Raw genomic sequence first — 24,098 nt, 5'->3', positions numbered from 1 at the left:
AAAAATGAACAAGTGTTTTAGGTTAGGCCCCGGTATTTTTTTACTTTTAGGCTACCAATGACCCGCGACGAACTTACCCAAAAAATAGCGAATACCATAGGCAAACTCAAAGTGCTTGAATTAAGCCGTATTTTGACAGAACAACAGTTTGATTTGCGCGACCTGATAGAGATTACCTTTCATGCTGATAAACCCCTCGGGTTCCGTGCGGCGTGGCTCCTGGAAAACATGTTTTTAAAAGATCCTGAGGTGTTTACCAATAATCTTGAATATTTGATTGAACGGCTACCACAGGTTACCAATCCAGGCTGCCAAAGGCATTATGCTAAAATATTGATGTACGCTACCGAAGAAAAAGAACAATCGCCGGTAAAACAAAAACTGAACAGCATCGATCTTGAACCAGCGGTTGAGCAGCTTTTTGGCTGGATGATAGATCCAAAAGTTAAAATAGCGGTGAAAGTATTTGCTGGTTGGGCTTTGTTTAATTTGCGGCACCGTTACCCCTGGGTGGCCGATGAGCTACCGGCCCAGCTTGAATTTTTAATGCGTAATGGTACGGCAGCTATCCAGTCGGCAGGAAAAAAAATGATGAAGGAACTGATACCTAAGCCTCTCTAATCACCGAAGGGAAGATTTCTAAAGTCTGCTATTGTATTAAAAGCTAAAAGCCGCCAACAAATATCCCGCTGTCCCTACAGAAATATTTGTCACCGACTTTTAACTTAAGATTTTTGACTCAAGGCTTTCGACTTACTTACGCCGTTGGCCTGTCGTCGCCGTTCAGGTTATGACTCACCTGGCCATGATGCAATTTGGCAGCTAACGCGGATGAGCTATCATCGGCGTAAGTACCATAAGCATTTACCAGCACTCCTTTTAAGTTATATTTTGATGATGATACAGCGTATACTATCGACATATCCGATGGATTACTTGGACCTTCAAAGCGATAAAACTCATCAATCTCAAAATCATCGGCAGTCATCCTGATATCTTTTTCTTTATCATCAATAGTATCGCCATCAAGGCTAAGGTTGGCCGTATATCCCCTCTTCATGAGGTCATTAGTGGCATCCACTAAGGTTTCATAATTTTTCATGGTGATGTTTTTGTATAGGTAAAACAGAAGATGAGTTCATTGATCACCTTCGTATAATATATAACTGCAAAAGCAACTAACTTGTTTGAAGCGGGGTAATAAAAAAGTCCGGTTGCCCGTGGCAACCAGACTTAAACTAACAAATGAAAATTCTCCCGTTCGGGGAAAGGTTATTTTATGCTTACTGGGCTTTGGCCAGCCAGAATGAAGCATTTAAATGAAATGACGAATGCGAAGTATATCCTGATGGTGCATCGCCTGACCAGCCATTAAACAGGTTATCGCCTGTATCACCTGTGCCGTCATCAGCATCTGAGCTGTCACCGATCCAAACAACACGGCCGCTTCCATAGGTTGCCAATAATGCCATAGCGTTGGCATTGCCACCATTGGTAGCGCTGTTACGCCAGAATAACCCCTGTACGGTTGAGTTGTTGGCCGGGAACAGGGTTGCTGTAGAACCATCGTAGAAAGCCATTTTTGAAGCAGTACCTGCCGCACCATTCAGCACTTTTTGCGCATCGGCATTGGAGCCGGTATAAACGTTGGTTGACGGGCTTTCGTTGATATCAACATAATTTACACTAAAGCCGAAAGGGTTGTTGTTATTGATGCCATTGTTGGTCATCAAGTCATTCCAAACCCTTGGCGAATCATAACCATCGCCATCGCGGTCTGAAGGATTGTAGCCATTAGCATCGGTACCGGCAGTTGTTGCCGCCGTATGATCAGCTATCATAAATAAACCACCACCGTTAGCTACAAAGTTCATCAAAGCAGTTTTCTCGGCGGCAGTAAATAAGCGGTTAGGTTCGCAAACAACAAATACATCGTAATTGCTCAAATCCTGGGCTCCACCGCCGCCATAAGTGATGGCAGTGCCTACAGGTAACGATTCAACCAGTTCGCCTCGTTTTACCAATTCTACAGCCCATGCTGAAAGAGCGCCTTTCCAATAAGTTTCGGTAGTAGATGAAGTAATCCCTGTGTATGACGGAGTAGGAATGCGTTGTGCTTTGGTTTCGGTAGTGGTACCGCCTGTGTAAATAGCAACCTGCTCAGTGCCGTCGGCATCTATTTGCCAGTCGGCGCTGCCTGCATTTTCAAGGTGACTTGCATCAAACAGGAATTTTTTGCCTGTAAGTACAGTACCCCCGCCTGTACCGCCGCCGTTATCATTAATGGTGATATCATCAATATTGATACGGTTGGTGCCGCCGGATAATTTACGGATCTCTAAACGTACATTACCGGTTTGTGTAACAGTAAAAGTTGATGTAGTAAGGGTTGCAGTAGTAGTAATTGCTGAGCCGGATTGCGTCCAGGACGAACCTCCGTTAACAGAATAAAACAATCCCCATGTGCTTGGAGTATCGCCGTTATAAGTTGCACTTTTAATAGTAACAGTACTTATGCCGGTAGTAACATCAAACAACATGGTAATTTTACCGGTATTGCGTACACGGGCACTCCATGAACCTGCTTTTTGATCTGCTGCGAGATTACCGATCAGGGCATCATACATATTCCATGAACTGCCGGACAGGGTAACATTGTCGCCGCTTGATGAACCGGTTGGCGATACATCATAAGCAGTTTTTGGACTGGTTGCGCCAACTTCAAAACCCTGTGTTAAGGACACAGCTAAGGTTTTAATCGTTTTTGCACCGGTTGCAGTTTGATCAGCATCTTTCAATGCAGGCATCTGGCCATTTTTCTGACAGCTTGCCAGCATGCCTGTTGCGGCAGCGGCCAATACCCACATACGTAGATTAGTAAGTTTTAGCATAATGATTTTTTTAGGTTTTAATGTATAAGTTAATAATGTTAAATTATACGGTAAAACTGCACAAAGGTTAATTCGTAATTATTGCTATTTCATTAACTTATTGTTAAGTAAACCTTGAAAATTTTGACATTTATATAAAGTGTTCCATTTTCAGAAGTGGAACATTGTGGAATACTGCGCATTTATGTTACCACTGGTTATCAATAACTTAAGTTGTTCAAAAAATAAAAGGTAACTATATGGCTAATAATCAGATATTTAAGATTTTTGGCGTTTTTTTAGTGGAACACCCTTTGGTCATACACATCAGGTGTGGACAACCCATGGTTGAAAGAGTTTTGACAACGGCTAACATATGGCCGGCCGCAAACAAAAAAAGCGTCCAAAAAGGGCGCTCTTTCAATACATTAAAGTTGTTCAAATTTATTTGGCAAAATAAGCCCCTATCCTTTTGGCAAATGCCACGGTAATTATGCCGATAAATATTTTTGCCCCTGCCGATATTACACTGCTTTGTTCATTAACGTTAGCAAGCATATACAAGTGGTATAAAAAATCGGGAATAGTGCCAACTAACAATAACCCTCCTATTATTACCAGGGATATTTCGTAGATGACTTTTCGTTCGGCAAAAAGTTTCGCGTTTTCCTGGTAATCACTTTCATTAGTGATCCAGCGGGTGATCCTTTTAGTGCCGGCAATTAACAGCACCGCCAATATGATCAGGAAAATAAAGTTTAACCCGTTTACCAACAAAAGGTTTCCCTGATCGGCAGGCTGCTGTTCGGCAGGGGAACTTGCATGGTTACCGATAAAAGTGATCAGGCCGGGAAGTTTAGAGATATCGGCCACCAACAGGTATATACCCAGTATTTTAATGGCGACCTCATAGATGTCGGATTTTTTCATTCGTCTTAATTAGGAATTAATTGGTTTATGGCTTACAAGATAAACAATTGTGCTACATAAAAAAGAGAAATGAAGATCCGGAGGGCAAATTATTCCAGATAATAATGCTTTATCCTGTTTAAATCCCCATCAAGTTCATAAACCCAGGGGGTGGCGGTAGGGATTTCTAACGCAGTTACTTCCTCATCATTTAAATTATCTATATATTTTATAAGCGAACGCAGGCTGTTACCATGTGCCGCTACAATAACCTTTTGATTGCGGCGCAAAGCCCTGACAATTCTTTCGTTCCAGAAAGGCAATACCCTGTCCATGGTTTCGCTCAGGTTTTCGGTCAGCGGGAGCTCGCGCTCGGTCAGATCTTTGTACCTGAGATCATGCCCCGGGTAGCGCGCATCATCTTTGGTTATAGCAGGCGGGTGCTCATTAGGGTCGCGCCGCCATTTTAATACCTGTTCTTCGCCGTATTGGGCAATAGTTTCATCTTTATTTAATCCCTGTAAGGCACCATAAAACCGCTCGTTCAACCTCCATGATTTTTCAACGGGGATCCATAGGTGGTCGAGCTCCTCCAGTATGTAGTGCAATGTTTTGATTGACCGCTTTAAATAGGATGTAAAGCCGATATCAAAGTTGTAGCCGTTTTTATTAAGAATCTTTCCGGCCCGATGGGCCTGTTCGTGACCTTTTTCTGACAGGTCGACATCTTCCCAGCCTGTAAATCTGTTTTCCTGGTTCCAGGTACTCTCTCCGTGGCGTATTAATACTAATTTTTGCATAGGTAGGTGTCTCTAAATCTCTCTTCAAGAGAAAAATTTTATTGTTGTTGTTTAAAGCCCTTCTGCCGGCAGGGGTTGAATTGGGTTAATGCAAAAGTAGGTTAAGGGTGTGAAAAACTTGCTTAATATTTATAAATCAGTTAGCTTGCGGTACAAACCATATAAACTAAAACCTATTATGATCCCTACCACACCAGTACCAGTGAAGGATGGCATTGCCAACCCCGCGCCACTTGGCCTTTGCGCTTTCGGAATGACCACCGTTTTATTAAACATTCACAATGCCGGTTTTTTTGAAATGAACACCATGATATTAGCTATGGGCATATTTTACGGCGGTTTGGCGCAAGTTATTGCCGGTGTTATCGAAGCTAAAAAGAACAATACCTTCGGGCTGACAGCATTCACTTCGTACGGATTTTTCTGGCTTTCATTAGTGGGCCTGTTGGTAATGCCCAAATTTGGCTGGGGAACTGCGCCATCTGAAGGTGCCATGATCGCTTACTTAAGCATCTGGGGTTTATTTACCCTGCTGTTGTTTTTTGGAACATTGAGGCTTAACCGTGCGCTGCAATTTGTTTTTGCATCGTTAACTATTTTATTTTTCCTGTTAGTGGCTGGTGATGTTACAGGCAATGCGGGCATTAAACACCTGGCCGGTTATGAAGGTATCATTTGCGGGGCATCGGCTATTTACACAGGTATCGCTAATGTTTTGAATGAGATTTATGGAAAAACCGTTTTGCCGATTGGCCCGGTGAAGGTTTAAATTATTTGAGCTAAATTGCGCGGGTGAAAGATTATAAAAAATATTACAGCATACCGGCCACTCCCGAAGAGATATACATGGCCATCACCAACCCGGTTACAATTGAATTGTGGACTGGCGAAGTCGCCGAAATGTCGACAGAGCCCGGTACCGAATTTTCTATGTGGGATGGCAGTATCGTGGGTAAAAACGTCGAGTTTGAACCCAATAAAAAGGTGGTTCAGCAATGGTATTTTGAAGGACAAAGCGATAATTCTATTGTTACCATCAAATTACATGCTGATAAGCAAGGCACTTCGGCCGAGTTAAGGCATACCAACATTCCCGATGATGATTATAATGATATTGTTGACGGGTGGAACGAGAGTTACTTTGGCGGCCTGATCGACTTTTTTGAGGGAGCTTAAAACGCCAGGTATTCAAAATCACCTCTTTAATAAAACAAAACATTTATAATTTATACGCATGAAACAAGGTCTTTTAATTGATATGGATGGTGTAATTTACAGCGGCGAAGAACTGATACAGGGCGCTGATAAATTCATCAAACACCTTATTGATAATGATATACCATTTGCTTTTATGACCAACAACAGCCAGCGCACCAGCCTGGAGGTAGTACGGAAACTTAAAAGATTGGGAATAACTGTAGAAACAAAACATATTTATACAAGCGCCATGGCTACCGGGAAATTCCTGGGCGATCAAAGCCCCAACGGTACCGCTTTTGTGCTTGGCGAAGGTGGCCTATTGAGCAGTTTGCACGAAAATGGCATCACACTTGTTGATTCCGACCCGGAGTTTGTTGTTTTGGGCGAAGGCCGCAACTTTACATTGGAAATGGTGCAGCGTGCGGTCGACATGATCCTGGCGGGCGCCAAGTTTATAACCACCAACAGGGACCCATCCCCTAAAAAACCGGGCTGGAACAATTTAGGTATTGCAGCCACAACAGCCATGATAGAGGAAGCTACAGGCCGTAAGGCTTTTGTAACCGGCAAGCCAAGCCCGGTAATGATGCGTTCGGCAAGGAAATTCCTGGGCCTTGAAACTGCCGAAACGACTGTAATTGGCGATACGATGGAAACTGATATCCAGGGTGGTGTACAAATGGGATATAAAACCATCCTGGTGTTATCTGGTATCTCCAGTAAAGATCAGTTGAGCCATTACGCGTTTAAACCGGATATGGTAGCGAGTTCGGTTGATAAGATAGTTTTTCCGCTTAAGTGGTGGTCATAAAATAGATTCTGTATCCTCATCGAAAAGCGGACGATCCACAAAATCGTCCGCTTTTTGTTTTTAGATGTTTTAATAGACAGGCAGAAATCCGGCAATAAGGTGCGGCGCTTAAAATGTAAAATGACCTGTAACGAAATCTTTAATATTCGCGTCCCATTTAAAAACTTACCTCATGCAAAACATGCAATCTTCTCACATACACAATAAATCTACCCGGTTGCTTATACTTACCTGTTTAGTTTTGTCCGGGCTCATCTGCAACTTACAAGCACAGATCATAAGCCCTGCCGGGAAACTTATCAGCAACACTGCCATGGATGCTTTTTTGAAAAAACAAATGGATTCGTTGCAGCTCCCGGGGGTATCTATTGCGTTTATAAATAAAGGAAAAATCGTTTATCACCGGGCTTTGGGTATAAAAGATATTAAAACAAAAGAGCCTGTAGACGAGCAGTCGATTTTTGAAGCAGCCTCACTTTCCAAACCAATATTTGCTTATTGGGTTTTAAAAATGGCAGATCGCGGAATATTAAGCCTGGATACTCCTTTGTATAAATATCTTCCCTATCCTGATATCGTACAGGATGAGAGATACAAACTAATCACCGCCCGGATGGTGCTTTCTCATCAATCCGGGTTACCAAACTGGCGCTTCTTTCCTGCTGATTCCGCACTGCACGTTAAACCCGGGAACCTTTATTTGAATTTTACACCAGGCACCTCATTTTTTTATTCGGGCGAGGGTTTTCTTTATCTGGGCAAAGTGATCGCTCATCTGCTTAACCGGTCATTGCAAAATATAGAGCCGGTATTTGAAAAAGAGGTGACCGTTCCCCTGCACATGGTCCACAGTTCGTTCACTGCTAATCCCTATATCCTGAAGCACAAGGTCTCAGGTCACCAGGAGGGCCGTGTAGATCCCGTTAGTGGGCCAAATTGGCCGGTGTTGCCATCTTTGCAGATAGATTCAAATACTTTTAACCCGGCGGCAACACTGCATACCAATGCTTTGGACTATGCAACTTTCATCATAGCCTTAATGAAAGACAAAGGGTTGAGCCAGAACAGCATCCGGGAAATGTTCCGTCCGCAGTTGACTGTTCCGCTTGCCGAAGATTTCCGCAAGGCAGGTTATTCAACCTGGGGGCTGGGCATAGCAATTGAACAAAGCCCGGTGGGTACGTTTTACCTGCATTCGGGCAATAACGGTAATTTTCAATCTGGCTTCCTGATGGACAAGACACGGCAATCGGGCTATGTGTTTTTTACCAATTGTGATCATGGCGGCAGTTTTAATGAGAAGCTGATGGCTTTCCTGTCACTAAAATAGGATTACTATATTTGCTGTATGGATACATCGCTCCCACTTTCCACCTTCGAATCTGAGTTTCGCGTACGCCCCGATGATATCGACATGTTTCAGCACGTGCACAACAGCAAGTATTTTGACTATGTGCTGGCTGCCCGCTATGATCAGATGGAACGCTGCTATGGTATGGCCATGGAAAAATTCATGGAGCGGGGATTTGGTTGGGTAGTGCGGACAGCCCATGTTGAATACAAACGCGCCCTAACCATGGGCGATTACTTTATTGTAAAAACCGGCATTGAAGGTATCGACGACAAGGGCTGCCGCGTAAAGTTTACCATCACCAATAAAGCCACTAAAAAGATTTGCTGCGATGGTTGGTTTGATTATGTGATGATTGACATGGCTACCGGACGCGGTGCAAAGATCCCTCAGGATGTAATTGATCAATACCTGATCTGACCTTAACTGCGCGGATGAAACTGACTGATGGTGCTTTTTAAATACTCCCTGTCTAAATGGGTATAGATCTCTGTTGTAGTAATACTTTCATGTCCCAGCATCTCCTGTACTGCCCGTAAATCGGCGCCCCCTTCAACCAGGTGTGTGGCAAAGGAATGCCGAAAGGTATGTGGACTTATCTTTTTCTTCAATCCGATGGTTTCAGCCAACCCTTTGATGGTTAAAAAAATAATCTGCCGGCTCAACCTTGTGCCGCGCCTGTTCAGGAAAACATAATCCTCCTCACCTCTTTTTATTGGGTTATGTACCCTTACATTTTCTATCCAGATCTTCAGCGCTTTTATAGCTTCGCTGCCTATCGGCACCAATCGTTCCTTATTGCCTTTACCGGTCACCTTTATAAATTCAATATCAAGGTACAGGTTAGAGAGTTTCAGTTCGGTAAGCTCGGATACACGGAGGCCCGAACCGTATAGGGTTTCCAGGATGGCTTTGTTACGGATGCCTTCTGGTTTGGATAGGTCTAACGCAGCTATAATTTTGTTGATCTCTCCATAGCTCAATGTATCCGGCAGCTTACGCCTGATCTTGGGCGATTCGAGCAGTTCTGACGGATCGGATTTAATAATATCCTCCATCAGCAAGTATTTATAAAAAGCTTTTATGCCCGAAAGAATCCTGGCTTGCGATGAAGGGATCATACCCAGTTCATTTATCCAGTTAATGAACCCGCGCAAATCAGTTAAAGTAATTAATTCTGGCTTTAGTTTAACTATCTGTGAATCTGAATATTGATATAATTTTTCTATATCTCTGCTGTAAGCTTCGATAGAGTTGTCGGATAGCGACTTCTCTAATTTTAAATATGCCTGGAAACCTTTTATTGCCGAACGCCAATCCAATTGATTTTAGTTTTGATGATTTATAGCTAAGTTTGAACTAATGAAGATACAAATTATAAACGGCCCCAATTTGAACCTGTTAGGCGTTCGCGAAAAATCAATTTATGGCGATGCCAGTTTTGAAACCTATCTTGAAACCCTGCGCCAACGCTATGCAAACATCACCATTGATTATTATCAAAGCAACATTGAGGGCGAAATTATAAATAAACTGCATGAAATTGGTTTTAGTTACGATGGTATTGTAATAAACGCCGGCGCTTATACCCATACCTCCATTGCTATTGCAGATGCAATTTCTGCCATCAATACCCCGGTTATTGAAGTGCATATATCCAACGTGCACAAGCGCGAGCAGTTCAGGCATAAATCAATGATAGCGGCCAGTTGTCGTGGTGTAATTGCGGGTTTCGGGATGGATAGTTATCGCCTGGCCATTGAAAACCTGTCGCTTAAATAATATTAAAATATTTTATCGTTTTGATAAAACGCTTTTGGTGTAAAAGCGTTTAAACATTGCTTTCAGCTTATTGTTCCAGATGCTTAAAATATTCAGGGTTGCCGCGCTAAGTTTACTTTTTATTACGCTGTTATTCAGTGTTGATGCATTTGCCCAAGCCAAAAAGAAAAAGCCAAGATCGGTAAGAGACTCGCTCCGCGCCTCTATCCTTTCGCGCGATTCGATGATGCGGGCGCTCAAACGCTCGGATACATCGGTAAATAACCTGTTGCAAAAAGTTGAATATTATACATCTGCCTTTAACCAGATCAAAAGCAACCTGTCAAAAAAGTTAGATACGGCAGAGATCAGCACTAAGCTACCATCATTTGAAAGGCGGATTACGCTCATCAAGTCGCTTATTGATAATGATAAATCGAGCACGTTAAGGTACCTGTATACCATCAGGGATGTGCTTACCCGCAGTGATGACCAGCTTGACCTTTGGCAGGAACAGCTTGCAGATATCAACAGTAAACTTGTTCAAAATCAAAACGATCTGGACGCCATATCGCGCGATAGCGTTTTAAAAATCCTGCCTGCTGATAGTTCGCTGGCTACTACCTATCTCATCCAAAAAATAGCTATTGACAGCAAATATCACCGCCTGGATACTACAAACAAAAAGGTAATGGTGAAAGTAGGCCTGCTGCAAAACCGCACCTCAGCTGTTTATATTTCGATACTCGACCTTAAAGACCAGATTGATACCAAGATCAGGGATTTCAGCATTAGGGCGATGTCTCAGGAGTATAGCAACATATGGAACATGAATGCTGATGAAGGCAGCGATTTCGGCCCGGCAACAAAAGCTACGGCCGATATGAACGCCAAGCTGTTCAACTTTTTTATTGGCAGGGATATCCTGATCCATCTTTCTGGCCTAGTGGTTCTATTTGTTTTTTTTGCCTGGGTCCGCGCCAGTCGCCGTAGAATCATACGTGATAACGATGCGCCCGAAAGTGTGTTTGGCCAGGCCAATTACGTTGTAAATTATCCGTTTGTATCCTCAATTGTTTTAACTTTTACGTTGCTGCCAAACGTTTATGATCACCCGCCGGTAATTGTATTGGAGATGTTTTTATTGGTGCTAATGATTGCCCTGCTTTACCTCATAAAAAAGGCATGTCCTGCAACTATGTTCCGTTATATGCTGCAGCTATTTGGCATCACTATTATTTACAGCCTGAGCAATCTTTATATCCAGGTAACCAATATCGACAGGGTAGTTATATTAATTTCAGGCCTCGCTGCATCGGTAATAAGTTTCAGGTTTTTATCAGAAGTGCGCAAGGCCAGGGCTGATTACCTGCCTTATACCGGCTTTATATTGAAGGTTTTCATATTTCTGCAGGGAGCATCTTTTTTATGTAATGTTTTCGGCAGGGTGAGTTTGGCTAAAATCATTGGTGTTAGTGTAGTTTATAACCTGTGGCTTGCCCTTGCTATGTATTACATAGTGCATATCATTATGGAAGCCTTGTTCCTGCAACTGGAAGCCGGTAAAAAGAGCAACAACCTAACTTCTTTTATCGATTATAAATTAATGCAAAATAAGTTCAGGAGTGTGCTGAGCATATTGGCTACCTTGCTATGGCTGGTAATGCTCACCCAAAACCTGAACGTTGAAGATACCGTATTTGATTACCTGGGCGATTTTCTGACCAAAAACCGCAGCATCGGGGGTACCAATACCCAGTTCACGTTTCAAAGCGTGATCATATTTGTGGCCGTGATCTGGCTGTCATCTATCGCGTCAAAGATAATCAGCTATCTTTATGATATTGCAGCCAAGCATGCCAATGATATTGATGTAGCCAAGAAAAAGAACCGCACCTCTACCCTGCTTATCCGTATCGGGGTAATTGCTTTAGGCTTCTTCCTGGCCGTAGCTGCTTCAGGAGTGCCTATTGATAAGATTACTATCATTATCAGCGCCTTTGGTATTGGTATTGGTTTTGGCTTACAGAATATCGTTAACAACCTCGTATCGGGTTTGATACTTGCTTTCGAGAAACCGATCCAGGTTGGTGATATTATTGAAGTTGACAGCCGTTCGGGTACTATTATGGATATCGGCATCCGTGCCAGTAAAATTGCTACCGCCGATGGCGCGGAGGTAATTATCCCTAACGGCGACTTAATATCTCACCACGTAATTAACTGGACCTTAAGTAATAACAATCGCCGGGTTGAACTGATTATTGGGGTAGCATATGGATCAAACATTGAGCAGGTTAAGGCAATATTGTTAAATTTATTAACTAACCATGATGATATCATGAACCAGCCATCGCCTTCTGTATTCCTGCATAATTTAAATGAAAGCTCGGTTGATTTCAGGGTGTTTTTCTGGGCAGCCGATATCAACACCTGGCTTGGACTTAAGAGCCGCGTATTAGCCGATATTTACGATGCATTTAACAGAGAAGGAATCGACATACCATTCCGCCAGCAGGATGTACGGGTGATATGGCCAAAAGGCTTGCCTCCCATTAAAGTAGAAGCGCGGGGCATAAGCGACGAAACTGAGCCGGAACAGGGTACAGATGCCGCTAAAACTCCGAAGGATCAAGATCAGTAAAATGAGTTTTCTTTTTAACAAAGAAATCCCAAACAATACTGCCCCTGTATATACCTTTTGTGTTTTGTACCGCGTTACCTTTCGCCTTTAGCTTTTCGCTTTTAACCTTCTTAAAGAGGCTTAACACAAAGCTCTGATGTGCCCTGCTTACTGCCCAGGCATCTTTGCGTTTACCTTCCATCAAAAACCTGAACAAGGCCAGTAGATCCATTATAAAGCGGATGCTGATCACCCAAAACGCCCGCCAAAATGGAAGGTTCTTTTTTATAAGCAGCAGGTTATTCCTGAAATTGAGATAAGTCTTAAACGGATTTTCGGCATTTAACGTACCGCCGCCAACGTGATATATGGTTGATTGCGCGCAATACATTACTTTATAACCCATGTTTTTTAAGCGCCAGCAAAGGTCGATCTCTTCCATATGGGCAAAAAAGCTTTCATCAAAGCCGCCGGCTTCATCCCAAATGCTTTTTTTGATAAACAAAGAAGCTCCCGATGCCCAGAATACCTCACCTGATTGCTCATATTGACCGTTATCCTTTTCCAGCTCGTAAAAGATTCTGCCACGGCAAAAGGGATAGCCGTGCTTATCAATAAAGCCACCGGCAGCGCCGGCATGTTCAAAGTATTCTTTTTGTGCGTATGACCGGATCTTGGGAGCAGCAGCAGCGATTAAACTATCGCTTTCCATTAATTCGATAACAGGTTCAATCCATCCTGGAACAACCTCAACGTCCGAATTAAGCAGGATATAATAATCGGCATCAACCTGGGCCAGCACCCGGTTATACCCCCCTGTAAAGCCGTAGTTTTTATCATTTTGGATAATCCTTACCGATGGATAGTTTGCGCGCATAAACGCTACTGAATCATCCGAAGAAGCGTTATCCCCCATAACGATATCCAGGTTAGGATACGTAGAGGATAATACCGAAGGAAGAAATTGTTTAAGGTACTTTGCACCGTTCCAGTTTAAAATAACTACAGCAACTTTAGGTGTATGGGTCATCTATGTAAATCCTCCGGCTTAAACTTCCATCTCCGGTGCGACCATAACCAGTATTGCGGTTCTCTCCTGATCATTCCCTCAAGGTATTTCACGTGCATATCTGTTATTTCGTGTTCGGCAGTTTCTTTTGGTGTTTCGGTAAGCGGAATTAGCGTATATTCATAATATCCGCGTTTTATCCTTTTCATGTCGTAAAAAACAACAGCAGCGTCAATTGTTTTGGCAATCTTTTCAATACCCAAAAATACCGCGGTTGGCTGATTTAAAAAATTGGTGAAATAGTTTACCTCATGCATCACGGGAGTTTGATCGCCCACGAGCACACTTACAGTAAGTTCTTTACGGTATTCAATCATTTTACGCAATGTTTGCTTCATGGCAACCGGCTGCCCACCAAACCTTGAACGGATCTTAATGAAAAAATCATCAAACGTTTTGTTAGACAGGTTTTTGTAAATGATCATAAACCTTTTATCGGTAACAAAGTTAAAATTGAGGGCGGCCATTTCCCAGTTGCAGTAATGGCCGGCAACAGCAATAATACTCTTACCTTTAGCAAAGTATTCAAACACCAGGTCGGAGTTGGTAGCCACTACCCTTTTTTGGATCTGTTTTTCTGATACGGTGATCATTTTAATGGTTTCCACTATCAGGTCGGCCAGGTAGCGATAATACTTTCGTTCAATATCATGACGTTCCTGATCTGTTTTTTCGGGAAAGGAATTGCGGAGGTTTTGCTGCACTACATCACGGCGGTAATGAACAACGTAGTAAATAATAACAAACGCGATATCGGATAAAATGTATAAAAACCAAAAGGGAAGCAACGATATAAGGTATAAAATTAATATCCCTAACTTAGTAAAACCCTTTTTTATCATTATTTTAGCCAATTTTGAGCACAAACATAAAATATATGATTGAAAAAGGCGCTGTGTTACCCATGTTTTATCTTCCGCCGGTAGATTATTTTGTACAATTAAATACGTATAAGCCTGATATACTGATAGAAAGAGAAGAACATTTCCCCAAACAAACTTATCGCAACCGGGCTAATATCTACTCGCCCGATGGTGTACTGGCATTGGTGGTTCCAGTAATAAAAGGTTCAAAAAATCACACTAAAGTTAAAGACGTAAAAATCAGCTACGATTTTATGTGGCAGCGCCTGCACTGGCAAAGCTTGCAGGCTTGTTATCGCCGTTCGGCTTATTTTGAGTTTTATGAAGATGATTTTGCGCCTTTTTATGAAAAACAAATTACCTACTTGTTTGATTATAACCAGGAGCTTTTGAACCTGCTGCTCAAGCTCACTAAAATAAAAACGGAATTAAATTACACGAATGAATACCAGGCCGAATATCCGAACCTGCACGATTTTCGGTTTTCTATTCATCCTAAAAAAGAAAGCGAAATGCAGCAGAAACCATATTTCCAGGTATTTGAAGACCGCAAGGGCTTTATGAAAAACCTGAGTATTATTGATCTGCTGTTTAACCAGGGCCCGCAAACCGTAAACTATTTGTAGATGAATGGCAACTTTAAACGCCTGCGCCTTAAAAAACACAAACACGCAGGAAATGTAGGTGACAGACCGGGTACGATCAGGGTAGCCGAGGATGCACTGAAACCCATTATATCCGTTTACTCATACAATAAAGATGAGTTAGTAACCTGCGAGGGCAAGGATATCAAAACAGCCTTAAAACAGCTAAATAAATGTGACAATCATACCCATTGGATTAAGATTAATGGTTTGGGCGATGCCTCGCTGATTGAGCAAATTGGTGAACATTGCAATATCAATCCCCTGGTTTTGGAGGATATTGCCAATACACACCAGCGCCCCAAATTTGATGAATACGAGGATTATGCCTTTTGTACCAGCCGCATCGTTCAATTCAATAAGGATAATGAGATAATTAACTGCCAGTTTTCAGCTATCATAAAAGATAATATCATCATTAGTTTTGAGGAGGATCACACCGAGCGCTTTGATGCCGTAAAAGCCCGTTTAAAAGCCGGAAAGGGCGCTATCCGTACCGCGGGACCCGGATATATGTGTTATGCGCTTACTGACACTATAATTGATACCTACTTTGTGCTGCTTGCCGAAATTGGCGACCATTTGGATGCCCTTGAAGATAAGCTTTACCTGAGCGCCGATAAAACCATCATGTTTAATGCCCAGCAGCTAAAACGCACGTTGATAGTTGTACGCCGTGCCAGCTGGCCCGAGCGGGATAAGATCAATGACATGATCAGGTCTGAAAGTCCGCTGATAACTCCCGAAGTTAAATTGTTTTTGCGCGACGCCTATGATCATTGTATCCAGGCCATGGATCTTATTGAAAACTACAAGGAAGTAACATCAAGTATTATTGATCTATACTTATCCATGGTAAGTAACCGCATGAACGAGATCATGAAGGTGCTTACCATTATTTCGGTGATTTTCATTCCTCTTACTTTTATTGCGGGCATTTACGGCATGAACTTTTCGCGCCAGGATGATAAAGGCCATATCCTTCCGGATAACATGCCCGAATTGTACTGGCACCATGGTTACATTTATGCTATCGTGTTTATGTTTTTGATAGCCTTAATACAGGTGTTTGTATTTTGGAAAAAAGGTTGGTTTAACAGGCTATAAGCCCCCGCCCCCTAAAGGGGAGAAAAAGGAGTTATTGAACAAGCTTACAAAGCAACCCTTTAGGGGGCCGGGGGGGCTTGAACTTGTTTCTTCACCATATACAGGATCTCACCCAGCCCATTTGTTTTGATCTCAAATGTGGTTGAAAGTAACATCCCCATTTTATCTTTACTAAAACCCTTGCCTGCCATCCATTCAAGATATGATACAGGGATATCAGCTATAATAGTGCCTTTATACTTGCCATAAGGCATTCTGGTTTGTACAATATCAATTAGGATCTTTGGATCTGGCTTTAAATTTTCCACGCGGTAAAGGTACGCACAAACCGATTGGATTCTGCTCCTATTCCTGCAATCCTTTTATAATAAAAAATGTTGCGAGTGCAGCTGCGACGCTAACTGTTGCTTTTAAAATACTGCTGCTTATATAAGGCGGGATATAAGTCACGCCCATTTCATCGGCAACAGCCGGATGCCCCACATAGCGGCCTTTTACGGGTATTGCAACCTGCTCAAAGTTATCGGCCAGTTCATGCAATTGATCATGCAGCTCACGGCCGCGCATTATCGGGCCATGGCCTGCTGCTACTGTGCGTGGTTCAAGTGCGGCAAGCCTGCGTACTGATTGGGCAGCAGCTTCCCAGTCGGTAGTGAAATACCTTGGCGGTCCGGTTAACTTTTTAAGTGAACTAAATGAATATAAAGCTGATTCGGCCTTAGTAGTTGAAAAGGCATCCCCGGCTACAAGGGTCGAATTTATTGGCAAAAACAGCGAAACATGGCCCGGCGTATGCCCGGGTGTGTGAATAATCTTCCATTCGGGCAGTTCGGGAATCCCTTCCTCCATATCAATAGCCTTTATTTTAGTGCCGAGGTTTATGGGGGATGTTGGGAAAAATACCGACAACAGGCTCATCAGCCCGTCGGTCAGTGATGGATCGGCCGGTGGGTATGATGACAGGCCTGTTAGGTAAGGCAATTCAAGTGCGTGGGCATAAACAGATACATTCCAAATCTCCAAAAGTTCTGCTAATCCTCCCGAGTGGTCGGCATGTCCATGTGTGAGCACAATAGCTGCAGGCCTGGTTCCCGGGCCAAAAAGCTCTTCGGCCATGGCAATGATTTTTTTTGCTGAACCTTTTAACCCCGTATCAACCAAAACCCAGCCTTTGGCAGCACCGGGACGGTTCGCGATCATGTAAACATTAACAAATAATAGTTTAGTTCCCCATACCCTTTGCGATACCTGGAAATATTTTGTACTGAGCCTTCTGTTCATGGTTTATAATTATTAACAAAACGTAACTCGTGTATTAAAAGTTTTAGCTGCTTAAATTTAAATACAATTTTATCAGTCTAAAATAAATAACATGGCCTTCGGCTTAACACCGGCGCAAACAGAAACTGCCAGAACTATGTTAGGTTAGTAAAACTATAAACACTATGAAACAACAATTTGATGCCACGCTTACGGGGACCGATAGCATTATTGAAGGTACAGCGCAACAGGTGACCTGGGCCGGTTATGCCAATGCATATGAGTTTAAATCGATAGATGGCACACTACATTTGGTAATTGTCAAAGATCAGGATAGCGAATGGATCAGGATTGATGGTACAGAGCCTTACCTTTCGAGCTGGATTGATGAACTGGCCGAACAGGCGGTAAGCCACTCTTTATAAAAAAAGGAAGCCGGATCATTTGCCCCGGCTTCCTTCGTTATATTTCATATGGTTAATCCAATTCAATTGGTTTCATTTTAGGCACCAGGAAATGCATAATGAGCCAGGCTAAAATGTAAGCGCTTCCGCAAACAAAGAACATAATATAATAGGCTATCTCAATTTTACCGATTGACCGGTAATACACAAACAGGTTTTTTTGCACGGCAAGCGACAGGAACACACCACCGATAGAACCGAACATGCCACCTAAGCCCGTTACCGAACCAATAGTGCGTTTTGGGAACATATCCGAAACTGTGGTGAATATATTAGCGCTCCATGCTTGGTGCGCCGATGCTGCTATCCCTATCACTATAACCGCAAGCCACATATTAACACCACCCAGAATCTGCGCAAATATGATTGGTATTACCGCCAGTGCGTAGATAAACATAGATGTTTTACGGGCTTTAAATACAGGCCAATCCTTTTTAATAAGGTTCATAGGCAACCAACCGCCGCCAACACTCCCAAAGGTAGACATGGTATAAACCAACGCAACGGGAATGGCTATTTCTGTGCCCTTTAAATGATACTGGCTTTCCAAAAAATCGGGGAGCCAGAACAGGTAAAACCACCATATAGGGTCGGTAAGGAATTTACCTATAACAAATGCCCACGTTTGCTTAAACGAAAGCAGCTTGCCCCAAGATATTTTCTTTTGCTCAACTGGCTGTAAAGCTTCAGTTTGACTGTCATGATCACTGTTGATGTAATCAAGCTCGGCTTTTGATACCTTGCTATGCTTTGAAGGTGCGCGGTAAATTACCTGCCATAATACAAGCCATATAAAACCGATTGAGCCGGTTATGATAAATGCCCAGCGCCATCCCCAGGCAGCTGCTATAAACGGAACTGTTAAAGGTGCAACTATAGCACCTATATTTGCACCCGAGTTAAAGATCCCCGTAGCAAATGCACGTTCTTTTTTAGGAAACCACTCGGCCACGGTTTTAATAGCTGCAGGAAAATTTCCCGCTTCACTAAGGCCCAATGCAGAACGCACTACGCCGAAACCAAAGGTGCCGCCAACAAAAGCGTGGCACACCGCCGAAATACTCCATAGTAGTGTTGAAAGGAAATAGCCGAGTTTGGTGCCTATCTTATCAATGATCCGTCCGGCAGCCAGCAAACCTATTGAATAAGCTATTTTAAAAGCAATCTCAATATTGGCATAGTCGCCATCATTCCACTTAAACTCCTTGGTAAGGTCTGATTTAAGCAAACTGATTACTGCCCGGTCAAGGTAATTAACGGTTGTTGCGAAAAATACCAGCGAGCAGATCACCCAGCGGTAGTTTCCAACTTTTTCTTCTCTCATTATAATTTAGGTTAACTGGCTATTTAATGGTTTGTACTATTTCAAGCAGCTTCAGGGTATCGTTATATAGTTTATCGTACTCCCGGTTTTCCAGTACGCTTTTGCTGATTAGTTTACTGCCCATACCCACCGCACATACCCCGGCTTTAAACCAGGTGCTGATACTGTCATGGTTCAAATCAACCCCACCTGTTGGTATGAACAACTGACCGGCAAACAAATCCCTGATTGAGGATACAAACTCCGGCCCCAGTATATTGGCCGGGAATATTTTTATCAGCGCAGCCTCGTTTTGTTGAGCTGTGTAAATTTCGGTTGGTGTCATACAACCAGGAATCCATAATAGGTTGTGCTGCGCTGCCAGTTTGCCAACCTCGGGGTTAACAATTGGCGAAACGATAAAATCAGCCCCGGCAGCAATAAAAGCTTCAGCTTCCTGAACACTTTTGATGGTGCCGATACCTAATTCCAGGCCCGGCATTTCGCCGTTTGCAAGGGCTTGTTTTAAAACCTCGAAGTTTTCGAGGGCGGCTGCACCGCGGTTGGTATACTCAAATACCCTAATGCCAGCTTTATAAAGCGTGCGGGTTATTTGCAGGCTCACTTCCGGGTCTTTATAAAAGAACAGCGGTAATGTACCCTGCTTTAATATCGCGTCAAGTACTATATTTTTTTTACTCATTGTTTCATTGTGTTATAAATTTGATCAACTGTTTTGGTGGTCGCATCGCCTTCAATAAATAGCTTCTCGAATGCGGCTGCCGTTGCAAAGTCCAGCAATTGCTGTGGATCTTGCTTGTTATAAAAGCCGTAAATAAGCCCGGCCATAAAGCAATCGCCGCTGCCAACTTTGTCAACCACGGTTTCGGTAGTATAGGTTGGGGAGTGATAAAAGCGGTTGCCAGTATAAAGCGAAGTATAATATTCAACGCCTTTGCCTGCATCAAAGCGGAAGGTATTGGCAACAGCCCGGCAGCGCGGATAAGCATCCATGATCCTTTCAGACGAATAAAGCCCTTCTTTCAGGTAAATACTTTGCTGGCCCGATTCATGCATATCTGGCGTAACGGGAATACCAAGCATGGTTTCTTCGGCCCAAACATTACCCATAATGATATCGGCATATTGTACCAGTTTCGGCATGATCTCTACCGGCTTTTTACCGTACTGCCATAATTTGGGGCGATAATTAAGATCGACAGATATGGTGATATGTTTTTTGCTTGCTGCCTGTAAAACTTCTTCGCAAACATCGGCTGCAAGCTGATTCAAGGCCGGACAAATCGCACTGAAATGAAACCAGCTTACACCTTCCAAAACAACATCCCAGTTAACCATGCCCGGTTTGAGATCGGCAAAGGACGAGCCTGCACGGTCATATACGATAGCATTGTTCTTTACATCTTTACCACGGGTAAGATAATAAAGACCTATTCTGTTACCACTATGATGTATTGCTGATGTGTCGATACTTTTGCTTTCCAGGTAACTGATAATCTGTTCGGATAAGGCATTATCAGGCAAAGCGGTAAAATATTTTATTGGCTGCTCCCAAAGGGCTAAAGCATTGGCTACGTTAAGCTCGGCACCACCCATAAAAAATGGCAGCTTGTTGCTTTTTAACCATTGCCCTTCACCATCGGGGCACATGCGTAACAACAATTCGCCAAATGACAGGATGCTTCCCTTTGTATTTTCTATATTGCTCATTTAAAAATTGAAATAGTTTTTGGCGTTAAAATAGCAAATATCGCTCACGATCTTTCCTGTCCATTCAATATCGTTTGGTAATTCGCCGTTTTCAATGTCATCACCCAACAAGTTACAAAGCAACCTGCGGAAATACTCATGCCTCGGGAACGACATAAAGCTCCTCGAATCGGTAAGCATCCCAACCAAACGGCTCAGCAGGCCCATGTTTGATAAAGCGTTTAATTGCTTAATCATGCCATCCTTTTGATCCAAAAACCACCAGGCCGATCCAAACTGCATTTTGCCGGCTATCGAACCGTCATTATAGTTGCCCACCATAGTAGCAAACAGCTCGTTATCGGCAGGGTTAAGGTTATAAATAATGGTTTTGGCTAACTGGTTGGTGGTATCCAACCTGTTCAGGAATTTGGATAATGCCCTGCCTTGTGCAAAATCGCCTATAGAATCCCAGCCGGTATCAGGCCCCAAATTGGTTAAAGCACGCGCATTGTTATTACGCAATGCACCAAGGTGGAATTGTTGTACCCATCCTTTTTCATGATCCCAAATGGCAAAGTAATACAACATGGCCGATTTAAATTTCAGGATTTCCAAAGGCAACAACACTTCGCTGTTCCTTATTTTGGTAAAGATGGTAGCTATCTCTGCGTCAGTATAATCTTCGGAATAAATTTGCTCCAGTCCGTGATCGGATAATTTGCAGCCATTTTCAGCAAAATAATCATGCCTGCTTTTAAGAGCTTTCAAATAATCATCGAAATTTGAAATATCTACGTTAGCGACAGCCTGTAGTTGGTCAATGTATTTGTTCAGTCCAGCTATATCATCCGCATTCATGGCTTTATCAGGGCGGTATGCAGGTAATACTTTTACACTATACTCATCCTGTTTCAGTTTCTGATGATGACTTAGGTTATCCAACGGATCATCAGTGGTGCCAACAACTTCTACATTTTTACTTTTGAGGATGTTACGGATGCTAAACTCCGGCGATTGTAGTTTCTCATTGCACTGGGCATATATTTTTTGTGCCGATGCTGATGAAAGCAACTCATTGATGCCAAAATATCGCTGCAATTCGAGGTGTGTCCAATGGTATAGCGGGTTTCTCAAGGTGTAAGGAACTGTAGCGGCCCATTGCATAAACTTTTCCTCGTCGGTTTTATTACCGGTGATATAGGCTTCATTAACACCATTTGCCCGCATAGCGCGCCATTTGTAATGATCGCCATAAAGCCAGATCTGCGTTATGTTTTTAAAATTGATATCGTCAGCAATCTGATCTGGCGGCAGGTGGCAATGATAATCAATAATAGGCTGATGGCTGGCGAACTCATGATATAAGCGCTGCGCCGTTTTTGTTTGAAGTAAAAAATCCTGATCTAAAAAATTCTTCATTGGTTATTAACAGATATATACCGGAGTTAGCGGTATAGTAGTTTATACTTGTAAGCGGCAAATTACACATCATACGGGCAAGTTGGAAGTAATAAGCCTAAACAATCCACGCAAACGTTTTCGTTAACGGGTAAAAACAACTACTATGAAGCAAAAAGGCGATGGGGTTATCACCTCATCGCCTTTTTATCTATTGGTAAAATTTCTGCTACCAGAAAATTGAGTACAATGCAACCACAATACCTGTTACAATTAAGGCGCCAGCTAAAAATCCTCTCGAAGTTTTAAACATTGAGGCATCAATTTCAAGGCCATTTGTTGTAACGCCCCTGGCCTGGTCAATTTTTGAAATAATGTACATACCAATAACGCACAGAATAAATACAAAACCCATACGGTCAAGGAAAGGGATTTCATATAACTTCGTTACTTTATCATCCTGCAAGGCTAATTTTGAGAAGCCATACGGCGACAGGAAGCTCAGGTCAATAAACTTTGGACAAAGTTTAAAGAAACATGAGAAAATGAAACCGCCAATGGTTGCAAATAAAGCCGCATTTGAAGTAGCTTTTTTCCAGAAGAAACCAAGGATAAACATGGCAAAGATACCCGGAGATACGAAGCCTGTATATTCCTGGATATACTGGAAGCCCTGCTTACCTTCGCCCATCAATGCTTTACCGATAAGCTCAGATAACAGGATACCTAACAACAAGGCAACAAGTACCGATATTTTACCCAGGTTAACCAGTTTTTTATCGGTAGCTTCAGGATTGATTGCTTTTTTGTAAATATCCAACGTAAAGATGGTAGCGATACTGTTTGCTTTACCCGCTAACGACGCTACAATAGCAGCCGTTAACGCAGCGAATGAAAGGCCTTTTAAGCCGCTTGGCAATAAGTTTAACAGTGATGGATACGCTTTGTTAGGATCCAAAACTCCAGATGAACTCGCCATTTCCTGGTGGAACATCCCTTTTTGATATAAAAGGTAAGCCGCAATACCAGGCAGCACTACAATAACAGGCATCAGCAACTTAAGGAAAGCTGCAAACAGGATTCCACCACGGGCAGTTTTAAGGTTTGCGCCCAAAGCCCTTTGGGTAATATACTGGTTACAGCCCCAATAGTTAAGGTTAGTGATCCACATGCCGCCTATCAGAACAGATAAGCCAGGAAGATCCATGTAATTTGGATTATCCTTTTTAAAGATCATATGGAAGTGATCAGTAGCTTCACTATGCAGGATCTTGAAACCATTGAGTAAGCCTGTTGTATTTTCTTTTTCGCTTAACAAAGTAAGTGCAAGGTAAGATGCCATTAAACCACCCAATATCAATACCGCCACCTGGATAACGTCGGTATAGCCGATAACCTTCATACCGCCCAGTGTAATAACCGCCGAGAATATGGCCAGCAGCCAGATACATAGGTGAATATCAAGACCTGAAATACCGCTGACAGCTAATGCACCAAGGTAAAGGATCGACATTAAGTTAACCACAATGTACAGCAACAGCCAAAAGATAGCCATGATCATGGCCACCGTTCCGTTATACCGCTGGTGCAGGAACTGTGGCATGGTAAAAATCTTATTTTTAAGATATACCGGGATAAAGAAAACCGCCACAATGATAAGGGTAATTGCAGCCATCCACTCGTAAGTAGATATGGCTAAGCCCATTTTAAACGCAGACCCACTTGTACCTATAAATTGTTCGGCAGAGATATTTGAGGCGATGAGCGATGCTCCGATAGCCCACCAGGTTAACGACCCTTCGGCCAAAAAATAGTCTTTTGAGGTGGCATCGGCGTTGTGTTTACGCTTATACACCCACCAGCCGTAACTGGCAACAATTATAAAGTAGATAAAGAAAACAGCATAATCGCCATTTGAAAGGGTTTTGAGGTTCATTGTTTTGGTTTGTCTT

General features: G+C 42.7%; 25 protein-coding genes. 11 read left to right on the top strand and 14 right to left on the bottom strand.

All coding sequences use genetic code 11. The features are described from left to right. Positions 1-57: 57 nt before the first annotated feature. Positions 58-621 carry a HEAT-like fold family protein gene (locus tag ACEN82_RS12105; RefSeq protein ID WP_413317061.1) on the top strand — a complete coding sequence of 188 codons (564 nt, stop codon included), beginning with the start codon at positions 58-60 and terminating at the stop codon, positions 619-621. A 136-nt stretch (positions 622-757) separates the two neighbouring features. Here ACEN82_RS12105 and ACEN82_RS12100 read toward each other — a convergent pair whose 3' ends face one another. From ACEN82_RS12100 to gpmA, 4 genes are all read right to left on the bottom strand, one after another. After that, the gene (locus ACEN82_RS12100) at positions 758-1,102 is read right to left on the bottom strand and encodes a phosphoribosylpyrophosphate synthetase (RefSeq protein ID WP_413317059.1); all 345 of its coding nucleotides are present in this window, start codon (positions 1,100-1,102) and stop codon (positions 758-760) included. A gap of 181 nt (positions 1,103-1,283) precedes the next feature. Then, positions 1,284-2,891: a hypothetical protein gene (locus ACEN82_RS12095; protein ID WP_413317057.1), complete on the bottom strand. Its 1,608-nt coding sequence runs from the start codon at positions 2,889-2,891 to the stop codon at positions 1,284-1,286. Between the two features lie 423 nt (positions 2,892-3,314). Beyond that, positions 3,315-3,800 carry a hypothetical protein gene (locus ACEN82_RS12090; RefSeq protein ID WP_413317055.1) on the bottom strand — a complete coding sequence of 162 codons (486 nt, stop codon included), beginning with the start codon at positions 3,798-3,800 and terminating at the stop codon, positions 3,315-3,317. An 89-nt stretch (positions 3,801-3,889) separates the two neighbouring features. Next, on the bottom strand, positions 3,890-4,579 hold the full coding sequence (gpmA, locus tag ACEN82_RS12085) for a 2,3-diphosphoglycerate-dependent phosphoglycerate mutase (protein WP_413317053.1): 690 nt from the start codon (positions 4,577-4,579) through the stop codon (positions 3,890-3,892). 178 nt (positions 4,580-4,757) lie between these two features. On the opposite strand from gpmA, the gene ACEN82_RS12080 reads away from it, so the two are divergent. The 5 genes from ACEN82_RS12080 (at position 4,758) to ACEN82_RS12060 (ending at position 8,361) form a co-directional block, all read left to right on the top strand. Then, positions 4,758-5,348, top strand: a complete 591-nt coding sequence (locus ACEN82_RS12080) for an acetate uptake transporter (RefSeq protein ID WP_413317051.1) — start codon at positions 4,758-4,760, stop codon at positions 5,346-5,348. A gap of 23 nt (positions 5,349-5,371) precedes the next feature. Then, positions 5,372-5,755, top strand: a complete 384-nt coding sequence (locus tag ACEN82_RS12075; RefSeq protein ID WP_090525689.1) for an SRPBCC domain-containing protein — start codon at positions 5,372-5,374, stop codon at positions 5,753-5,755. A gap of 58 nt (positions 5,756-5,813) precedes the next feature. Continuing rightward, positions 5,814-6,590: an HAD-IIA family hydrolase gene (locus ACEN82_RS12070; protein ID WP_090525692.1), complete on the top strand. Its 777-nt coding sequence runs from the start codon at positions 5,814-5,816 to the stop codon at positions 6,588-6,590. Between the two features lie 313 nt (positions 6,591-6,903). Beyond that, on the top strand, positions 6,904-7,920 hold the full coding sequence (locus ACEN82_RS12065) for a serine hydrolase domain-containing protein (protein ID WP_495644132.1): 1,017 nt from the start codon (positions 6,904-6,906) through the stop codon (positions 7,918-7,920). Positions 7,921-7,938: 18 nt separating this feature from the next. Further along, entirely contained in the window at positions 7,939-8,361 is a 423-nt protein-coding gene (locus ACEN82_RS12060; RefSeq protein WP_413317046.1) for an acyl-CoA thioesterase, read from the top strand. 2 nt (positions 8,362-8,363) lie between these two features. On the opposite strand, the gene xerD is transcribed toward ACEN82_RS12060, so the two are convergent. After that, positions 8,364-9,263, bottom strand: coding sequence for a site-specific tyrosine recombinase XerD (gene xerD / locus ACEN82_RS12055; protein WP_413317044.1), 900 nt, complete (start codon positions 9,261-9,263; stop codon positions 8,364-8,366). A gap of 40 nt (positions 9,264-9,303) precedes the next feature. On the opposite strand from xerD, the gene aroQ reads away from it, so the two are divergent. Both aroQ and ACEN82_RS12045 read left to right on the top strand, forming a co-directional pair. Then, complete coding sequence (gene aroQ, locus ACEN82_RS12050; protein ID WP_188831937.1) at positions 9,304-9,723, top strand: type II 3-dehydroquinate dehydratase; 420 nt, start codon at positions 9,304-9,306, stop codon at positions 9,721-9,723. Between the two features lie 79 nt (positions 9,724-9,802). Further along, positions 9,803-12,346, top strand: a complete 2,544-nt coding sequence (locus tag ACEN82_RS12045; protein ID WP_413317042.1) for a mechanosensitive ion channel family protein — start codon at positions 9,803-9,805, stop codon at positions 12,344-12,346. Here ACEN82_RS12045 and ACEN82_RS12040 read toward each other — a convergent pair. Together ACEN82_RS12040 and ACEN82_RS12035 are read right to left on the bottom strand one after the other, a co-directional pair. Continuing rightward, the gene (locus ACEN82_RS12040) at positions 12,318-13,355 is read right to left on the bottom strand and encodes a glycosyltransferase family 2 protein (RefSeq protein WP_413317040.1); all 1,038 of its coding nucleotides are present in this window, start codon (positions 13,353-13,355) and stop codon (positions 12,318-12,320) included. The genes ACEN82_RS12045 and ACEN82_RS12040 overlap by 29 nt on opposite strands. Continuing rightward, entirely contained in the window at positions 13,352-14,236 is an 885-nt protein-coding gene (locus ACEN82_RS12035) for a lysophospholipid acyltransferase family protein (protein ID WP_413317038.1), read from the bottom strand. Before ACEN82_RS12035 ends, ACEN82_RS12040 begins: the two co-directional genes overlap by 4 nt. A gap of 14 nt (positions 14,237-14,250) precedes the next feature. Here ACEN82_RS12035 and ACEN82_RS12030 point away from each other — a divergent pair, with 14 nt between their 5' ends. Then, entirely contained in the window at positions 14,251-14,883 is a 633-nt protein-coding gene (locus ACEN82_RS12030) for a WbqC family protein (RefSeq protein ID WP_413317036.1), read from the top strand. Then, on the top strand, positions 14,884-16,008 hold the full coding sequence (corA, locus tag ACEN82_RS12025; RefSeq protein WP_413317034.1) for a magnesium/cobalt transporter CorA: 1,125 nt from the start codon (positions 14,884-14,886) through the stop codon (positions 16,006-16,008). A gap of 59 nt (positions 16,009-16,067) precedes the next feature. Here the strand turns inward: corA and ACEN82_RS12020 are convergent, their stop codons facing one another. Together ACEN82_RS12020 and ACEN82_RS12015 are read right to left on the bottom strand one after the other, a co-directional pair. Beyond that, positions 16,068-16,316, bottom strand: a complete 249-nt coding sequence (locus tag ACEN82_RS12020; protein ID WP_413317032.1) for a DUF3820 family protein — start codon at positions 16,314-16,316, stop codon at positions 16,068-16,070. A 37-nt stretch (positions 16,317-16,353) separates the two neighbouring features. Further along, positions 16,354-17,289 (bottom strand): MBL fold metallo-hydrolase, encoded by a 936-nt coding sequence (locus ACEN82_RS12015; RefSeq protein ID WP_413317030.1) that lies wholly within the window; start codon positions 17,287-17,289, stop codon positions 16,354-16,356. A gap of 164 nt (positions 17,290-17,453) precedes the next feature. On the opposite strand from ACEN82_RS12015, the gene ACEN82_RS12010 reads away from it, so the two are divergent. Continuing rightward, complete coding sequence (locus ACEN82_RS12010) at positions 17,454-17,693, top strand: hypothetical protein (protein WP_090525721.1); 240 nt, start codon at positions 17,454-17,456, stop codon at positions 17,691-17,693. Positions 17,694-17,745: 52 nt separating this feature from the next. Here ACEN82_RS12010 and ACEN82_RS12005 read toward each other — a convergent pair whose 3' ends face one another. From ACEN82_RS12005 to ACEN82_RS11985, 5 genes are all read right to left on the bottom strand, one after another. After that, the gene (locus ACEN82_RS12005) at positions 17,746-19,056 is read right to left on the bottom strand and encodes an MFS transporter (protein ID WP_091164847.1); all 1,311 of its coding nucleotides are present in this window, start codon (positions 19,054-19,056) and stop codon (positions 17,746-17,748) included. Between the two features lie 19 nt (positions 19,057-19,075). Next, entirely contained in the window at positions 19,076-19,738 is a 663-nt protein-coding gene (locus tag ACEN82_RS12000; RefSeq protein WP_413317027.1) for a bifunctional 4-hydroxy-2-oxoglutarate aldolase/2-dehydro-3-deoxy-phosphogluconate aldolase, read from the bottom strand. Continuing rightward, positions 19,735-20,766 carry a PfkB family carbohydrate kinase gene (locus ACEN82_RS11995; protein ID WP_413317025.1) on the bottom strand — a complete coding sequence of 344 codons (1,032 nt, stop codon included), beginning with the start codon at positions 20,764-20,766 and terminating at the stop codon, positions 19,735-19,737. Before ACEN82_RS11995 ends, ACEN82_RS12000 begins: the two co-directional genes overlap by 4 nt. Then, positions 20,767-22,167: a glucuronate isomerase gene (uxaC, locus tag ACEN82_RS11990; protein ID WP_413317023.1), complete on the bottom strand. Its 1,401-nt coding sequence runs from the start codon at positions 22,165-22,167 to the stop codon at positions 20,767-20,769. Positions 22,168-22,375: 208 nt separating this feature from the next. Further along, positions 22,376-24,082, bottom strand: coding sequence for a sodium/sugar symporter (locus ACEN82_RS11985; RefSeq protein ID WP_413317021.1), 1,707 nt, complete (start codon positions 24,080-24,082; stop codon positions 22,376-22,378). Positions 24,083-24,098 lie beyond the last annotated feature (16 nt).

It is taken from the genome of Mucilaginibacter sp. Mucisp73 (assembly GCF_059491465.1).
The sequence above is the reverse complement of the archived record's forward strand: the minus strand, read 5'-3'. Positions and strand labels throughout refer to the sequence as shown.

Bases quoted from the DNA above. Each gene is read 5' to 3' on its own strand.
- ACEN82_RS12105 (WP_413317061.1), top strand. From the start codon at position 58: ATGACCCGCGACGAACTTACCCAAAAAATAGCGAATACCATAGGCAAA.
- ACEN82_RS12100 (WP_413317059.1), bottom strand. From the start codon at position 1,102: ATGAAAAATTATGAAACCTTAGTGGATGCCACTAATGACCTCATGAAG.
- ACEN82_RS12095 (WP_413317057.1), bottom strand. From the start codon at position 2,891: ATGCTAAAACTTACTAATCTACGTATGTGGGTATTGGCCGCTGCCGCA.
- ACEN82_RS12090 (WP_413317055.1), bottom strand. From the start codon at position 3,800: ATGAAAAAATCCGACATCTATGAGGTCGCCATTAAAATACTGGGTATA.
- gpmA (WP_413317053.1), bottom strand. From the start codon at position 4,579: ATGCAAAAATTAGTATTAATACGCCACGGAGAGAGTACCTGGAACCAG.
- ACEN82_RS12080 (WP_413317051.1), top strand. From the start codon at position 4,758: ATGATCCCTACCACACCAGTACCAGTGAAGGATGGCATTGCCAACCCC.
- ACEN82_RS12070 (WP_090525692.1), top strand. From the start codon at position 5,814: ATGAAACAAGGTCTTTTAATTGATATGGATGGTGTAATTTACAGCGGC.
- ACEN82_RS12065 (WP_495644132.1), top strand. From the start codon at position 6,904: ATGGATGCTTTTTTGAAAAAACAAATGGATTCGTTGCAGCTCCCGGGG.
- ACEN82_RS12060 (WP_413317046.1), top strand. From the start codon at position 7,939: ATGGATACATCGCTCCCACTTTCCACCTTCGAATCTGAGTTTCGCGTA.
- aroQ (WP_188831937.1), top strand. From the start codon at position 9,304: ATGAAGATACAAATTATAAACGGCCCCAATTTGAACCTGTTAGGCGTT.
- ACEN82_RS12045 (WP_413317042.1), top strand. From the start codon at position 9,803: ATGCTTAAAATATTCAGGGTTGCCGCGCTAAGTTTACTTTTTATTACG.
- ACEN82_RS12040 (WP_413317040.1), bottom strand. From the start codon at position 13,355: ATGACCCATACACCTAAAGTTGCTGTAGTTATTTTAAACTGGAACGGT.
- ACEN82_RS12035 (WP_413317038.1), bottom strand. From the start codon at position 14,236: ATGATAAAAAAGGGTTTTACTAAGTTAGGGATATTAATTTTATACCTT.
- corA (WP_413317034.1), top strand. From the start codon at position 14,884: ATGAATGGCAACTTTAAACGCCTGCGCCTTAAAAAACACAAACACGCA.
- ACEN82_RS12015 (WP_413317030.1), bottom strand. From the start codon at position 17,289: ATGAACAGAAGGCTCAGTACAAAATATTTCCAGGTATCGCAAAGGGTA.
- ACEN82_RS12010 (WP_090525721.1), top strand. From the start codon at position 17,454: ATGAAACAACAATTTGATGCCACGCTTACGGGGACCGATAGCATTATT.
- ACEN82_RS12005 (WP_091164847.1), bottom strand. From the start codon at position 19,056: ATGAGAGAAGAAAAAGTTGGAAACTACCGCTGGGTGATCTGCTCGCTG.
- ACEN82_RS12000 (WP_413317027.1), bottom strand. From the start codon at position 19,738: ATGAGTAAAAAAAATATAGTACTTGACGCGATATTAAAGCAGGGTACA.
- ACEN82_RS11995 (WP_413317025.1), bottom strand. From the start codon at position 20,766: ATGAGCAATATAGAAAATACAAAGGGAAGCATCCTGTCATTTGGCGAA.
- uxaC (WP_413317023.1), bottom strand. From the start codon at position 22,167: ATGAAGAATTTTTTAGATCAGGATTTTTTACTTCAAACAAAAACGGCG.
- ACEN82_RS11985 (WP_413317021.1), bottom strand. From the start codon at position 24,082: ATGAACCTCAAAACCCTTTCAAATGGCGATTATGCTGTTTTCTTTATC.